The 14723-nt window shown below is 69.0% G+C and carries 12 protein-coding genes and 1 tRNA gene; 3 read left to right on the forward strand and 10 right to left on the reverse strand.

The window, feature by feature from the left end; genetic code table 11:
• Positions 1 to 5 precede the first annotated feature (5 nt).
• Positions 6 to 317 (reverse strand): hypothetical protein, encoded by a 312-nt coding sequence (locus tag ACZ5VQ_RS43830; protein ID WP_189837141.1) that lies wholly within the window; start codon positions 315 to 317, stop codon positions 6 to 8.
• A 102-nt stretch (positions 318 to 419) separates the two neighbouring features.
• On the opposite strand from ACZ5VQ_RS43830, the gene ACZ5VQ_RS43835 reads away from it, so the two are divergent.
• Entirely contained in the window at positions 420 to 650 is a 231-nt protein-coding gene (locus ACZ5VQ_RS43835) for a DUF4287 domain-containing protein (protein ID WP_103550712.1), read from the forward strand.
• Between the two features lie 83 nt (positions 651 to 733).
• Here ACZ5VQ_RS43835 and ACZ5VQ_RS43840 read toward each other — a convergent pair whose 3' ends face one another.
• From ACZ5VQ_RS43840 to ACZ5VQ_RS43850, 3 genes are all read right to left on the reverse strand, one after another.
• Positions 734 to 1630: a Bax inhibitor-1/YccA family protein gene (locus ACZ5VQ_RS43840; RefSeq protein WP_143639052.1), complete on the reverse strand. Its 897-nt coding sequence runs from the start codon at positions 1628 to 1630 to the stop codon at positions 734 to 736.
• Between the two features lie 185 nt (positions 1631 to 1815).
• Positions 1816 to 2991, reverse strand: a complete 1176-nt coding sequence (locus ACZ5VQ_RS43845; RefSeq protein ID WP_469109879.1) for a 4-hydroxybenzoate 3-monooxygenase — start codon at positions 2989 to 2991, stop codon at positions 1816 to 1818.
• A 156-nt stretch (positions 2992 to 3147) separates the two neighbouring features.
• Positions 3148 to 3230: transfer RNA gene (locus ACZ5VQ_RS43850), tRNA-Leu, on the reverse strand.
• A 393-nt stretch (positions 3231 to 3623) separates the two neighbouring features.
• Between ACZ5VQ_RS43850 and ACZ5VQ_RS43855 the strand changes: the two genes are divergently transcribed.
• Complete coding sequence (locus tag ACZ5VQ_RS43855; RefSeq protein ID WP_469109880.1) at positions 3624 to 4394, forward strand: ABC transporter ATP-binding protein; 771 nt, start codon at positions 3624 to 3626, stop codon at positions 4392 to 4394.
• A gap of 195 nt (positions 4395 to 4589) precedes the next feature.
• Positions 4590 to 7127 carry an ABC transporter permease gene (locus ACZ5VQ_RS43860; RefSeq protein WP_469109881.1) on the forward strand — a complete coding sequence of 846 codons (2538 nt, stop codon included), beginning with the start codon at positions 4590 to 4592 and terminating at the stop codon, positions 7125 to 7127.
• 92 nt (positions 7128 to 7219) lie between these two features.
• Here ACZ5VQ_RS43860 and ACZ5VQ_RS43865 read toward each other — a convergent pair whose 3' ends face one another.
• From ACZ5VQ_RS43865 to eno, 6 genes are all read right to left on the reverse strand, one after another.
• Entirely contained in the window at positions 7220 to 8515 is a 1296-nt protein-coding gene (locus ACZ5VQ_RS43865) for a class I SAM-dependent methyltransferase (RefSeq protein ID WP_469109882.1), read from the reverse strand.
• Positions 8516 to 8971: 456 nt separating this feature from the next.
• A complete protein-coding gene (locus ACZ5VQ_RS43870; protein ID WP_469109883.1) occupies positions 8972 to 10384 on the reverse strand; it encodes an NAD(P)/FAD-dependent oxidoreductase in 1413 nt (470 codons plus the stop codon).
• 435 nt (positions 10385 to 10819) lie between these two features.
• Positions 10820 to 11761, reverse strand: a complete 942-nt coding sequence (locus tag ACZ5VQ_RS43875; protein ID WP_469109884.1) for a Ppx/GppA phosphatase family protein — start codon at positions 11759 to 11761, stop codon at positions 10820 to 10822.
• 205 nt (positions 11762 to 11966) lie between these two features.
• Entirely contained in the window at positions 11967 to 12488 is a 522-nt protein-coding gene (locus ACZ5VQ_RS43880; protein WP_469109885.1) for a DUF501 domain-containing protein, read from the reverse strand.
• Between the two features lie 83 nt (positions 12489 to 12571).
• Positions 12572 to 13048, reverse strand: a complete 477-nt coding sequence (locus ACZ5VQ_RS43885; protein ID WP_362075755.1) for an FtsB family cell division protein — start codon at positions 13046 to 13048, stop codon at positions 12572 to 12574.
• A gap of 190 nt (positions 13049 to 13238) precedes the next feature.
• On the reverse strand, positions 13239 to 14519 hold the full coding sequence (gene eno, locus ACZ5VQ_RS43890) for a phosphopyruvate hydratase (protein ID WP_186001238.1): 1281 nt from the start codon (positions 14517 to 14519) through the stop codon (positions 13239 to 13241).
• Positions 14520 to 14723: the final 204 nt, after the last annotated feature.

A 14723-nucleotide genomic window follows, 5' to 3' on the forward strand; every position in this document is an offset into this window, starting at 1 on the left:
ACCCCTCAGACCCCCGCTCTCTTCTGCGCCTCCTCGACAACCCGCACCGCTTCCGCGACCCCGTCCTCGGAAGTCAGCACAACAGCCAGATCGTTCCCGGCCAGAGTGATCTGATCCGCCGCGGCGAACATCCCCGCGTCCGGCATCTCCAGAGGCTCCCGCAAGGGATCCTCCAGCCGCTGGGCACGCAGTGCCAACTCCCTGGCCAGCCCCAGCGCTTCCGCGGCGGCCCCCCGTTGCAACCGGCTCTGCGGAGCGGCCCGCAACCGGTCGGCGAAATGTTCCACGGCCCGCGTCAAAGGCGTCGTATCAAGCACGCGCCGACCCTACGCGCCTCATCTGGACTGTTGCCAACAGGCCAACGCTCAGGCACGGTGACTTGAAGGACCGGCTTACATCCCATGCGTCCGGAGGCGCCGATGTCCCAAGTCTTCTCCGAGGAGACCCATCGCAATCTGCTCGCCCGCATCCCCCACTGCACCGGTCGTGAGATCTCCGACTGGCTGCGCACCGTCGACGAAGGCCCCGCCCTCTTCCGCTTCGAGGAGAAGGTCAGCTGGCTCCGCGCCGAGCACGACCTCGCGTACGGCCACGCCAAGGCGATCATTCACGAGTACGACCTGAGGAGGGCCGCGCGCAAACTGCTCTGAGCCGTTGCGCTCAGCTCCAGCACCCGAAAAACACGGAAGGGCCCGCGAACCGAGGTTCGCGGGCCCTTCCTACTGCGGTCCTGCTAGTCGTTGCCGCTGAAGATCGCGACCAGGCGCAGCATCTCCAGGTAGATCCACACGAGGCTCATGGTGAGGCCGAAGGCGGCCAGCCAGGACTCCTCGCGCGGGGCACCGTAGGCGATGCCGTCCTCGATCTGCTTGAAGTCGAGCGTCAGGAAGAACGCACCGAGGACGATCGCGAGAATGCCGACGATCGCGCCCAGCGGGCCCATGCTCCGCAGCCCGCCGTCATCGGCGACACCGAAGACGACCAGCAGCAGGTTGACCGCCATGACGAGCACGAAGGCGATGGCGATGGCCATGCCGATGCGCGCGTACCGGGCGGTGACGCGGATCCAGCCCGCCTTGTAGATCAGCAGGGTGGCGCCGGACACCGCCATGGTGCCGAGCACGGCCTGGAAGGGCGCGCCGCTCCACCGGCTGTTGAACATCTCGCTGATCACGCCGAGGAAAACGCCCTCGAAGGCGGCGTACGCCAGGATCAGCGGGGGCGAGGCCTTGCGCTTGAAGGCCTGCACCAGCGCGAAGACCATCGCGATCAGCGCGGAGCCGATGGCCAGGCCGAAGCTGCTCGACGTGACCGGCAGCAGGGCCCATGCGAGCACGGCACCGACGGTGACCGTGCCGAGCGTCATGGCCGTACGCGTGACGACGTCGTCCATCGTCATACGGCCGGCGGCGGGCGGGGCCTGCGGCGGCGCGCCGTGCTGGAGGTCCTGCGGGGCGTAAGGATTCTGCGCGTACGGGTTGCCGCCCTGCGGGGCGTGCGGGGTGCCCGCGTACGGGTTCCCCTGCGTTCCGACAGCGGGGCCCCCGGCCTGCGGCGCGGTGTTGAAGCCCGCGTAGCCGTTGTCGCGGCTGAACCCCCGTCGCGAGAAGACCGGGTTGCTGCTCCTCATTTCACTCCTCCATGGCCACCCTGCGTGGCCTTGGCTCAAGAGTAATGGGTAGGCAAAAGAAAGCCTCTAGTGCCTGGGGAGGATCTTTCCCCTCTTGTGACCGGGAACACCGGGTCGGGACCCGGCATTCCCCGCACCGCTACAACGCCGGTACGCACTGTTCCGGTTCCCTCTTCCGGGGCATCTCACTCCAGCGGGAAGCCCGTGTATCCCTCGGCGAGGTCCTGCTCGGCGGCCCGCGAGCCGGCGATCCGCGCCAGCCGGGCGAGCTGGATCCGGTCCTCGAACGGCGTCGCGTCGGCCGTGCGGTGCAGCAGCGTCGTCATCTCGTACGAGAACCGCTCGGCCTGCCACACCCGCCGCAGACAGGTCTCGGAGTACGCGTCGAGCCGTTCGGCCGACCCGGTCTCCTTCTCGTACGCCAGAGCCCGCGCGAAGGTGACGACGTCACCGACCGCGAGGTTCAGCCCCTTGGCGCCGGTCGGCGGCACGATGTGGGCGGCGTCACCGGCCAGGAAGAGCCGCCCGTACCGCATCGGCTCGTGCACGTGGCTGCGCATGGGGGTGACGGACTTCTGCGTGATGGGCCCCCGCTCCAGCCGCCACCCGTCCCCCGTCTCGAACCGCCGCTCCAGCTCGTCCCAGATCTCCTCGTCCGCCCACTCCTGCGCGTCCGTGCCCTCGGGCACCTGGAGGTAGAGCCGCGAGACGACGGGCGACCGCATGGACAACAGGGCGAAGCCACGGTCGTGCCGGGCGTAGACGAGCTCGTCGTGCGAGGGCGGCACATCGGCGAGGATCCCAAGCCACCCGAACGGGTACGTCCGCTCGAAGACCCGGGTGAGCTCCGAGGGAATCGCCTTGCGGGCGACCCCCCAGAACCCGTCGCACCCGACCACGTACGAGCACTCCAGCACGTCCTCGCGCCCTTCATGCCGGAACCGCACCCGCGGGGCATCGGTGTCCGCCCCCTCCACGGCGAGGGCCTCCGCCTCGAAGAGCAGCGGACCGCCCTCCTTCAGCTGCAGCGCGATGAGGTCCTTGCACACCTCGGTCTGGGCGTAGACCATCACGGACCGCCCACCGGTGAGGGCGGGAAAGTCGACCCGGTGCCGCCGCCGGTCGAACCGCAGCTCGATGCCGTCGTGCCGCAGCCCCTCACGGTCCATGCGCTCACCGGCGCCCGCGGCCCGCAGCACGTCCACGGTCCCCTGCTCCAGGATCCCGGCCCGCTGCCGATGCTCCACGTAGGCCCGGTCCCGGCTCTCCAGCACGACGGAGTCGATCCCCGCGTTGTGCAGCAGCCGCGCCAGCAGCAGCCCGGCCGGTCCGGCCCCGATGATCCCGACGGTGGTACGCATCGACTCGCTCCGTTCGCCCAGTGAAATTTAATTCACCAAATCGCTACGCTGAGTTTCCGACGGACAGAACCCACTGTCAACGGTTGCGAGGTGAAGTCTTCAATGAAGGGTGCACCCTTCATTGGGATACGCCGGAAAAAGCGCAAGTGTCGGAGGTGCCCGGAACCGGACTTGAACCGGTACGCCCGCGAGGGGCAGCGAGGTTTAAGCTCGCCGTGTCTGCATTCCACCATCCGGGCAGGCCATGGGCTCCGCGTCGAGTGTTCCGAGCCTATCGGGACAGATCCCCCGAACAGCGGAAGGGCAGCCCGATGTTGTCTTATTTTATTGACGTCTGAGGGTGCATCAGCCCACGGTACGCGCCATCCGCACATGCCAAATGCCCTTCGACCGAAGCTTGACGGCGTATGGGGAATGACGTGATTTCACCGCCCGAACGAGCGGAACCTGACGAACCGTCGCCGATTCCCTCTCAGGGACGGACGTCATCCCCAGGTATGACACGGGCTCGCCGGGTCCGACCCAAGGCTGCCTTCGGAACCAGAACAGCGGGTGACTACACGGCGCCGATCGGCACAGACGATGGAACGGTCGTCCTCACTCGTCGTCGTACCGACAAGGAGCACCCTCCCGTGACCACCATGCCCCTCGCCGACCGTGCCACCACGGTGGCAGCCCGCGCCTCGGAACTGTCCAAGGTCTACGGACAGGGGGAGACCCAGGTGGTCGCCCTGGACCGGGTCTCCGTCGACTTCCGGCAGGCCGAGTTCACCGCGATCATGGGCCCCTCCGGCTCCGGCAAGTCCACCCTGATGCACTGCGTGGCCGGCCTGGACAGCTTCTCGTCCGGCTCTGTCCGCATCGGCGACACCGAACTCGGCTCCCTCAAGGACAAGCAGCTCACCAAGTTGCGCCGGGACAAGATCGGTTTCATCTTCCAGGCGTTCAACCTCCTGCCGACTCTCACGGCCCTGGAGAACATCACCCTTCCGATGGACATCGCGGGCCGCAAGCCGGACAAGGCGTGGCTCGACAACGTGATCCGGATGGTGGGCCTGGCCGACCGCCTCTCCCACCGCCCCTCCCAGCTCTCCGGCGGCCAGCAGCAGCGCGTCGCCGTGGCCCGCGCGCTGGCGTCCCGCCCGGACATCATCTTCGGCGACGAGCCGACCGGAAACCTCGACTCCCGCTCGGGCGCCGAAGTCCTCGGCTTCCTCCGCAACTCCGTACGCGAACTGGGCCAGACCGTCGTCATGGTCACCCACGACCCGGTGGCCGCCGCGTACGCCGACCGCGTCATCTTCCTGGCCGACGGCCGCGTGGTCGACGAGGTGCACACCCCCACGGCGGACGCGGTCCTGGACCGCATGAAGCAGTTCGACGCGAAGGGCCGCACCAGCTAGGCGCGCTCTCCCGTGTCGCGTTCCGTCCGCGGGCCGCGAGTGGCTGACCACGCAGTTCCCCACGCCCCTGAACGGGCACGCCCCCCAGCGGCAGGCGCACCACCCACCGACGTGCAGTCGCCCGGACCCGCACCACAGGCGTGCCCCTGCGCCCCACCAAACCTCGTACACCTCGTACACCTGGACTGAGAAGACATGTTCCGTACCGCCCTGCGCAACGTGCTGGCGCACAAGGCCAGGCTGCTGATGACCGTGCTCGCCGTGATGCTGGGCGTGGCGTTCGTCTCCGGCACCCTGGTCTTCACCAACACCATCTCCGACGCGTACCAGAAGAGCTCGGCGAAGGGCTTCGACCAGGTCGACGTCGCCGTCCAGCCGGAATCCAGGGAAGCCGAGGGCGACAGGCTCGGCAAGGACCCGGAGCTCACCCAGGCGCTGCTGGACAAGGCCGCCAAGGCCCCCGGCGCCGAGTCGGCCATCGGCGTGGTCACCGGCTTCACCGCGATCGCCGACAAGGACGGCAAGCTGATCGGCGGCGGCTTCCAGTCGCAGGGCGGCAACTACTGGGGCGACAAGGACCCCCGCTACCCGCTCGACAGCGGCAGGGCCCCGACCGGCAAGAGCGAGGTCGCGATCGACGCCGAAACGGCCGAGCGCGCCGGCTACAAGGTCGGCGACACGATCCGGATCTCGATCGACGGCCCGGTCCTCACCCCCACCATCACCGCCGTCTTCACCACGGACGACGGCAACGTCGCCGCCGGCGGCAGCCTCGCCCTCTTCGACACGGCCACCGCACAACAGCTGTTCCACAAGACCGGCACGTACGACGAGATCGACGTGAAGGCGGCCCCGGGCACCAGCCAGACCGCCCTCCGGACGAGCCTCGACAAGGTCCTCCCGAAGGACATCGCCTCCACCACGACGGGGCAGCAGCTCGCCGACGACCAGGCCGCCATGATCGAGTCGTCGATGAGCGGCCTCAAGACCGGCCTCCTGGTCTTCGCCGGCATCGCCCTGTTCGTCGGCACGTTCATCATCGCCAACACCTTCACCATGCTGGTCGCCCAGCGCACCAAGGAACTCGCGCTCCTGCGAGCCGTGGGCGCCTCGCGCAAGCAGGTCACACGCTCCGTACTCCTCGAAGCGTTCGTGGTCGGCACGGTCGCGGCCGTCACGGGCCTGATCGCCGGCATCGGCATCGGCGCGGGCCTGCGCAGCCTGATGGGCATGCTGGACGCAACCGTCCCGGCGGGCCCGCTGGTCATCTCACCGGGCACGGTCGTCACGGCGTTCGCCGTCGGCATCCTCATCACGATGCTCGCCGCCTGGCTCCCGGGCCGCCGCGCCGCGAAGATCCCGCCGGTCGCGGCGATGAGCTCGGTGCACGCGGCGGCGACGGCCAAGTCGCTCGTCCTGCGCAACACCCTCGGCGCCCTGTTCTCCGCGGCGGGCATCGCGGTGGTCCTCTACGCGACGACGATGGACGGCTCGGACGGTCAGGCCCCGATGGGCCTGGGCGCGGTCCTGCTGATCATCGGCGTCTTCATCCTCACGCCGCTCCTCTCCCGCCCGCTGATCGCCGCCGCGGCCCCGGTCCTGCGCATCTTCGGCGTCTCGGGCAAGCTGGCCCGCCAGAACTCCGTACGCAACCCGCGCCGCACGGCCGCCACCGCCTCCGCGCTGATGATCGGCCTCACGCTCATCACGGGCATGACGGTGATGGCGGGCAGCCTGCAGACGTCGATCGACAAGATGGCCACCGCCGCGCTGAAGGCGGACTACGTGGTCTCGATGGCGAACATGAGCTCCCTCTCCCCCGACGTCGAGAAGAAGCTCGACAAGGTGGAGGACGTCACCGCCACCAGCCCCCTGCGCAACGCGCCGGCCCGCATCGACGACCGGACCGAGTACCTGACGGGTGTGAAGGGCTCCACGATCGGCGAGCTGACCGACCTGAAGGTCGACAACGGCTCCTTCAAGGTCGGCGGCGCGCAGGTCGTCGTGGACGACGAGACGGCCAAGGACCACGGCTGGAAGGCCGGTTCGACGTTCACGGCCTCGTTCGAGGACGAAAAGAAGCAGCAGCTGACGATCTCCGGGATCTACGAGGGCAACGAACTCATCCGGGGCATCATGATCGACACCGCGACGCTCGCCCCGCACCAGGCGGACCAGGCGGACCCGGCCGACATGCAGGTCATGGTGAAGACGTCCGGTGGCGCGTCCGACGCGACCAAGGACGGCCTGGAGAAGGCACTCGGCAACAACCCGGCCATCAAGGTCCAGGACAAGCAGGACGTCTCCAACGAGATCGCGCAGATGTTCACACTGATCCTGAACATGCTGTACGGCCTGCTGGCGATGGCGGTCATCGTCGCCGTCCTCGGCGTCATCAACACGCTCGCGATGTCGGTCTTCGAGCGCTCGCAGGAGATCGGCATGCTCCGCGCGATCGGCCTCGACCGCAAGGGCATCAAGCGGATGGTCCGTCTGGAGTCCCTGGTCATCTCGCTCTTCGGCGGCGTGCTCGGCGTGGGCCTGGGCGTGTTCTTCGGCTGGGCGGCCGGTGAACTCCTGGCCGGCAAGATGCCGACGTACGAACTGGTCCTGCCCTGGGCCCGGATGGCCGTCTTCCTGCTCCTGGCGGCGACGGTCGGCATCCTCGCGGCCCTGTGGCCGGCCCGCCGTGCGGCGCGTCTGAACATGCTGACGGCGATCAAGTCGGAGTAGCGGCGGTCAGCACGAAGCACCGGGAAGGGGCCCGTTCCACAAGGAACGGGCCCCTTCTGCACCCCTGCCGAACCGGAAAGACCGCCCGAGTGCTACTCGTGATTCCAGGTACGGGCCCGAAGAGGCATCCCCGACGCCCCCGACTCGGGCGTCCGCACCGCCAGCACCTGGTTCACCCCGATCCGGTTCCGCTCGAAGGCAAGGGCGGAGGCAGCCATGTAGAGCCGCCAGACCCGGGCCCGGCCGGGGCTGGTGAGCCGGACCGCGTTCGGCCAGTCCGCCTCCAGGTTGGCGACCCAGCGGCGCAGCGTGAGCGCGTAGTGCTCGCGGAGCGACTCGACGTCACGGACCTCGAACCCGGCCGTCTCCAGCCGGCTCACGGTCCCGCCGACCGGAGCGAGTTCGCCGTCCGGGAAGACGTACGCGTCGATGAACTCGTCGATCTCGTACGCCGATTCGTCGCGCCGGGGCCGACGCCCGATCTGGTGGTTGAGGAGCCGTCCGCCCGGTTTCAGCAGGGCGAACAGATCCCGCGCGTACTCCAGATAGCGGTCGCTGCCGACGTGTTCGGCCATGCCGATGGAGGAGATCGCGTCGTACGGACCGTCGGTGACGTCGCGGTAGTCCTGGACGCGGATCTCGATCCGGTCGGTGAGCCCCTCTTCCGCGACGCGCTTGCGGGCGTACGCGGCCTGCTCCTGGGACAGGGTGACGCCGACGACGCTCACGCCGTACTCGCGGGCGGCGTGGATGGCCATCGAGCCCCAGCCGCAGCCGACGTCGAGCAGCCGCATGCCCGGCTTCAGGTCGAGTTTGCGGGCGACGAGTCCGAGCTTGTCGCGCTGGGCGTCCTCCAGGGTGCCGTCCGGGGAGTCCCAGTAGGCGCACGAGTAGACCATGGACGGCCCGAGGACGATCTCGTAGAAGTCGTTCCCCACGTCGTAGTGGTGGCTGATCGCCCGTCTGTCGCTGCGCTTGGTGTGCAGATGGGAGCGCCTGCGCACCTCCTCGCGGGGCGGTGCGGGGGGCAGTGGCGGCCCCGCCATCCGCACGAGCCCCCACACGGCGGCCCGCACCTCGGGATCCCGCAGGGCCTCGCGCAGGGTCCGGGCGTCCTCGCCGCGCTCCCACACCAGCCCGGCCATGACGTCCAGGACGGCGTACAGATCGCCGTCCACGGTCAGGTCTCCGGCCACCCAGGCGCGGGCCATGCCCAGTTCGCCGGGCTTCCAGAGCAGTCGGCGCAGGGCCCGGCGGTTCCGTACGACGAGTACGGGGCTCTCGGGCGGTCCCGCCTCCGAGCCGTCCCAGGCGCGAATGCGCACCGGGAGCGGGGCTCCCAGCAACTGCTCCATCAGCGCCTTCAGCCGCAGCGCCGCGTCCTGCATGACGCACACCTCCGTGACGAGGGATCCCACAGACTCCAACACCACGTAAACACCAACGGGCCCGATGCGCAGTCCCGCCAAAGCGTTACTTCTGAGCAAAATACATGCACCCAACACGCAAACCGCGGGGCCGACGACCCTCGAACCCAAGCGTTGTCGCCCCCGCCGCCCCTACCCGTCCCGTCCCTGGGGGCTGCCGCCCCCTGACCCCCGCTGATCGGCCTGAACGGCCTGAACGGCCTCGTCCTCAAACGCCGGACGGGCTGAAAGTGTCGGCCCGGGCCGCGAAATCTTCAGCCCCTCCGGCGTTTGAGGAGCGGGGGTTCGGGGGCGGAGCCCCTGAGTAAGGGACGGGAATGGGTAGGGGCGGCGGGGGCGAGATAAGAACGCCGAAGGGGGCCTCCCGCACCACGGATGGCGGGAGGCCCCCTTCGGGGTGGAACAGGTGACCGGAGGTCAGGAGGCCTTGGCCTTCTCCTCGGTCTTGGCGACCGACGGCGCGGACGCCGACTCGGCCTTCGCGGCAGCCGCAGGCGCCGGCTTCGCAGCCTCGTAGAACTCCTCACGAGGAGTCTCCATGGCCCCGAGCGACACAACCTCACGCTTCAGGAACATCGCGAGAGTCCAGTCCGCGAAGACGCGGATCTTCCGGTTCCACGTCGGCATGGCCAGCCCGTGGTAGCCCCGGTGCATGTACCAGGCAAGACGACCCTTGAGCTTGATCTTCATCTTGCCCATGACGATCATCGCGACGCCCTTGTGCAGGCCCAGACCGGCGACCGCACCCTTGTTGGCGTGGCTGTAGTCCTTCTGCGGGAAGCCCCGCATACCGGAGATCACGTTGTCGCCGAGGACGCGGGCCTGACGCAGCGCGTGCTGCGCGTTCGGCGGGCACCAGGCGTTCTCGTTGCCGGCCTTGCGGCCGACGAGGTCCGGCACCTGGGCGTTGTCGCCGGCGGCCCAGACGTAGTCCGTGCCCTGCACCTGGAGCGTGGTCTGCGTGTCCACGTGACCACGGGGACCGAGCGGCAGACCGAAGCGGGAGAGCACCGGGTTGGGCTTGACGCCGGCCGTCCACACGATGGTGTTGGAGTCGACCTCCAGGCCGTTCTTCAGCACCACGTGGCCGTCGACGCAGGAGTCCATGGAGGTGGAGAGGTAGACCTCGACCCCACGTCCTTCGAGGTGCTCTTTGCCGTACTGGCCGAGCTTCGGGCCGACCTCGGGAAGGATCTTGTCTGCGGCGTCGACGAGGATGAACCGCATGTCCTCGCGCGACACGTTGTTGTAGTACTTGGCCGCGTCCCGGGCCATGTCCTCGACCTCACCGATGGTCTCGGCACCGGCGAAGCCACCGCCGACGAAGACGAAGGTGAGCGCCTTGCGCCGCACGTCCTCGTCCGTCGTGGAGTCGGCCTTGTCCAGCTGCTCCAGCACGTGGTTGCGCAGGCCGATGGCCTCCTCGATGCCCTTCATACCGATGCCCTGCTCGGCGAGGCCGGGGATCGGGAAGGTGCGCGAGACCGCGCCCATCGCGATGACGAGGTAGTCGAAAGGCAGCTCGTACGCCTCGCCCACGAGGGGGGCGATCGTGGCGACCTTGCGGTCCTGGTCGATGGTCGTGACCCGGCCGGTCAGAACTTCCGCCTTGGGCAGCACGCGTCGCAGCGGGACGACGACGTGCCGAGGCGAAATGCTGCCGGCGGCGGCTTCGGGGAGGAAGGGCTGGTAGGTCATGTACGACCGGGGGTCGACGACCGTGACGGTCGCCTCGCCGTAGCGCATCTTCTTGAGAATGCGCCGAGCTGCGTACAGGCCTACGTACCCACCGCCTACTACGAGGATCCTGGGACGCTCCGTGGTGCTCATGCCATCGAGTATCCACCTGCCCCAGGGGGGTCGCTCGTGCGCCCCTTCACAAGCTTCTTCACACCCTCTGCTACACTGCGCGGCCCACATGAGCGAGGTCATGGTCGGGCAGGGGAACCAGCGCGTGATGCGGGCCGTTGTCAATGCCGCGTGAGCTGCCGCTCCGGCTGTTCGACCCCTCCGAACCAGCCCCCTTTTTCATACGATCGCGGCACTCGCGGAACACCCTGTTGATCATGCTCCTGGGCCGCTCGGGGGCCCCGGGGGACCCATAGGGACGAAAACCTCGCCCAACAGGGCCGATTCTCTTGTGAAGAACTTCACGAAGTTTTCCGACGGGGCGTTCCCGGGGCCGTTTCCAAGACCGTTCAGAGGCCTTCCGGGGCGCTCATACGTCATGCGACCTGCTCAGTCGAGGGGCACTCCAGGCCGGCTCTAGGCCACTGACCACGCGATGCCGTCGAGGATGTCGTGCTCGCTCACGACCACCTCGTCCGCCCCGATCCGCTCCATGACCGAGAGCAGTACGAGGGCGCCGGCGCCGATGACGTCGACCCGGCCCGGGTGCATGGAGGGGATCGCGGCACGCTCGGCGTGGGTGGCCGACAGCAGCCGCTCGGTGATCTCGCGGACCCGGTCGTAGGAGACCCGGGAGTGGTGGATGGCCTCGGAGTCGTACTCCGGGAGGTCCTGGGCGATCGCCGAGACGGTGGTCACGGATCCGGCGAGACCGACGAGCGTACGGGCCTCGCGCAGCGGCACCGACTCCTCGGCGAGGTCGAGGGCCGCCTCGATGTCGGCGCGGATCGCCTCGATCTGCTCCCGCGCGGGCGGGTCACTGACCACGCCGTCCTGCACGAGGTGCCGCTCCGTCATCCGTACGCAGCCGATGTCGACCGAGCGGGCGGCGCGGACGTGGTCCTCACCCACGACGAACTCCGTGGAGCCGCCGCCGATGTCCACCACGAGGTAGGGCTTGGCGAGGTCGTCCCGCCCCGTCAGCTCCTTGGTGGCGCCCGTGAACGAGAACTCCGCCTCCTGGTCGCCGGAGATGACCTCGGGCTCCACGCCCAGGATGTCGAGGACTCCTCGTACGAACTCGTCGCGGTTCTCTGCGTCGCGGGAGGCGGAGGTTGCCACGAAGCGGAGGCGTTCCGCGCCGTGTTCCTTGACGATCGCCGCGTATTCGCGGCAGGCCGCGAAGGTTCGTTCCAGCGCGTCCGGGGCGAGTCGGCCCGTCCGGTCGACGCCCTGTCCCAGCCGGACGATCGTCATCCGGCGGTCCAGGTCGACGAGTTCCCCCGTCGCCGGATCCGCGTCCGCGACGAGCAGGCGGATCGAGTTGGTACCGCAGTCGATGGCGGCGACGCGAGTCATGAGTGGTGGTCTCCTGTTGCGATCGTGTCCGGGGGCCGTCCGGGCTTTTCCTCGCCCCCGCCGCCCCTACCCATTCCCGTCCCTTGCTCAGGGGCTCCGCCCCCGAACCCCCGCTCCTCAAACGCCGGAGGGGCTGGTTTTCAGTGGGGGTCTGGGGGCGTCAGCCCCCAGGGGAAGGGAACGGGTAGGGGCGGCGGGGGCAAAATCACACCTCGGTGGGCACCACGCACGCCCCCTTGCGCCACCACTCCGGCAGCATCGCGAGCGCCTCGTCGCCCAGGGGGTTCACCCCGGGCCCGGCGGCCAGGGAGTGGGCGACCAGGACGTGGAGGCACTTCACCCGGTCCGGCATACCGCCCGCGCTCGGAAAGCCTTCGAGCACCTCGATGGAGTCGCGCCGAGCGATGTAGTCCTCGTGCGCCGCCCGGTACGCGGCCGCCAACTCCGGATCCGTGGCGAGCCGGTCCGTCATCTCCTTCATGACGCCGTTCGCCTCCAGCGTCCCGATGGCGGAGGCCGCCCGGGGACACGTCAGGTAGTACGTCGTCGGGAAGGGGGTCCCGTCCGGCAGCCGGGGAGCCGTCTCGACGACGTCCGGCTGCCCGCACGGACAGCGGTGCGCGATCGCGCGCAACCCGCGCGGCGGCCGCCCGAGCTGCTGCTTGAAGGCCTCGACATCCGCGTCGGTGGGCTCGGTGCGCGGGGTGGGCGGCGGGGGCGTTTGCATGCCTGTGGGTAAGTCTCTCTAGTCAGTTCTCTGAGTGGATCACCGGCGAACCACCGGCTGGATCACCGGGGTCACCGGTCGGGTCACCGGTCGGCGGCGTCTGCCTTGTCGACGCCGTCCCAGACGTTGGCGTACCAGGCCCGGTCGGCCGCCGTCTGATCCGTACGCGTCTTCTTCGCCGCGTCGGGGTCGATCACGATGTAGCCGGTCTCGCCCGGCATCACGTAGTGCAGCCGCTCCCGGATGCGCTGCTCGGCGTACGCGTCGTCCTGCCACCGCGCCTTGAGGTCGCGCAGCTGCTCGACCCGCCGGCGGGCCTCCTCCCGCTCGCGCTGGAGGTCGGCGACCTCGGCGCGCTGGGAGACGTACTGCCTTATGGGATAGGCGAGGGCCACCACGAGCGTGCACAGGACGAGGGCGAGGAGTGCCGCCCGGCCGGTCAGCCGTGAGCGGCGGGCCTGCCGCTTGGTCTGCGAGCGGTAGACGCGGGCGGCGGTCTGCTCACCGAGCAGCCGCAGCCTGGTCGAGGTGGAGAACCGGTCGCGGTCCTTCACGGCCATCTGTCCCGCCTCCCCGGTACAAACCCGTCGAGTACGTCGAGCCCGCCGAGCCCGTCACGTACGTACGTCCCCGCACACGGTACGGGACCGAGTACGGGGACGTACGTACGACGGGGCTGTCACCCCGGCCGAAGGGCCGTGCTCAGCCCTTGCTGTGCCCGATGTCCGCGGAGCGGAACTGCGGGAAGGCTCAGCCCTTGAAGCGCGGGAAGGCCGAACGGCCCGCGTACACCGCCGCGTCGTCGAGGATCTCCTCGATGCGCAGCAGCTGGTTGTACTTGGCGACGCGGTCCGAGCGGGCCGGGGCGCCGGTCTTGATCTGGCCGCAGTTCACCGCGACGGCGAGGTCGGCGATGGTGACGTCCTCGGTCTCGCCGGAGCGGTGGGACATCATGCACTTGAAGCCGTTGCGCTGGGCCATCTCGACGGCGTCCAGCGTCTCGGTCAGCGAGCCGATCTGGTTGACCTTGACGAGCAGGGCGTTGGCGGAGCCCTCCTCGATGCCGCGGGCGAGGCGCTCCGGGTTGGTGACGAAGAGGTCGTCGCCGACGATCTGGACCTTGTCGCCCAGCTTCTCGGTGATGACGTTCCAGCCGGCCCAGTCGTCCTCGTACAGCGGGTCCTCGATGGAGACGAGCGGGTAGGCCGCGACGAGCTCCTCGTAGTACTCCGTCATCTCGGCGGCGGAGCGCTCCTTGCCCTCGAAGAGGTACTTGCCGTCCTTGTAGAACTCAGAGGCGGCGACGTCGAGCGCGAGGGCGACCTGCTGGCCGGGGATGTAACCGGCCTCCTTGATCGCGTCGAGGATCAGGTCCAGGGCCTCGCGGTTGGAGCCGAGGTTCGGGGCGAAGCCGCCCTCGTCGCCGAGGCCGGTGGACAGGCCGCGGCTCTTCAGGACCTTCTTGAGGGTGTGGTAGACCTCGGCGCCCCAGCGCACGGCCTCGGAGAAGGACTCCGCGCCGATCGGGGCGATCATGAACTCCTGGATGTCGACGTTGGAGTCGGCGTGCGACCCACCGTTGAGGATGTTCATCATCGGGACCGGCAGCAGGTGCGCGTTCGGTCCGCCCAGGTAGCGGAAGAGGGGGAGGTCGGACGCCTCGGACGCGGCGTGGGCGACGGCGAGCGAGACGCCGAGGATGGCGTTGGCGCCGAGCGAGCCCTTGTTGTCGGTGGCGTCCAGGTCGATCATGGCCTGGTCGATGAGGCGCTGCTCGGTGGCGTCGTAGCCGACGAGCTCCGGGCCGAGCTGCTCGATGACGGCGAGGACGGCCTTCTCGACACCCTTGCCGAGGTAGCGGTTGGGGTCTCCGTCACGGAGCTCAACAGCCTCGAAGGCACCGGTGGAGGCGCCGGACGGAACGGCGGCACGACCCGTGCTGCCGTCGTCGAGGCCGACCTCGACCTCGACCGTGGGGTTGCCTCGGGAGTCCAGGATTTCCCGGGCTACGACGACGTCGATGGACGGCACGAGCATCTCCTTCTGGGATGTGACGCAAGCTGTTCCGGGCCGAAGGCCCGGTTGGGTGCGGACCTGTGGTGGCCCCGCGGCATGAGCCTAACCGGCTGCCGGGGTTCGGCCAGCCCTCGACCGCCTCCTGGACAGAACCGAGAGTAAATTGTTTCCGAACGGAACAAAGCGAGAGGGAAGCGTGGGAACGCCGAAGAGGGAAGC

The organism is Streptomyces sp. NPDC033178, from assembly GCF_055577685.1.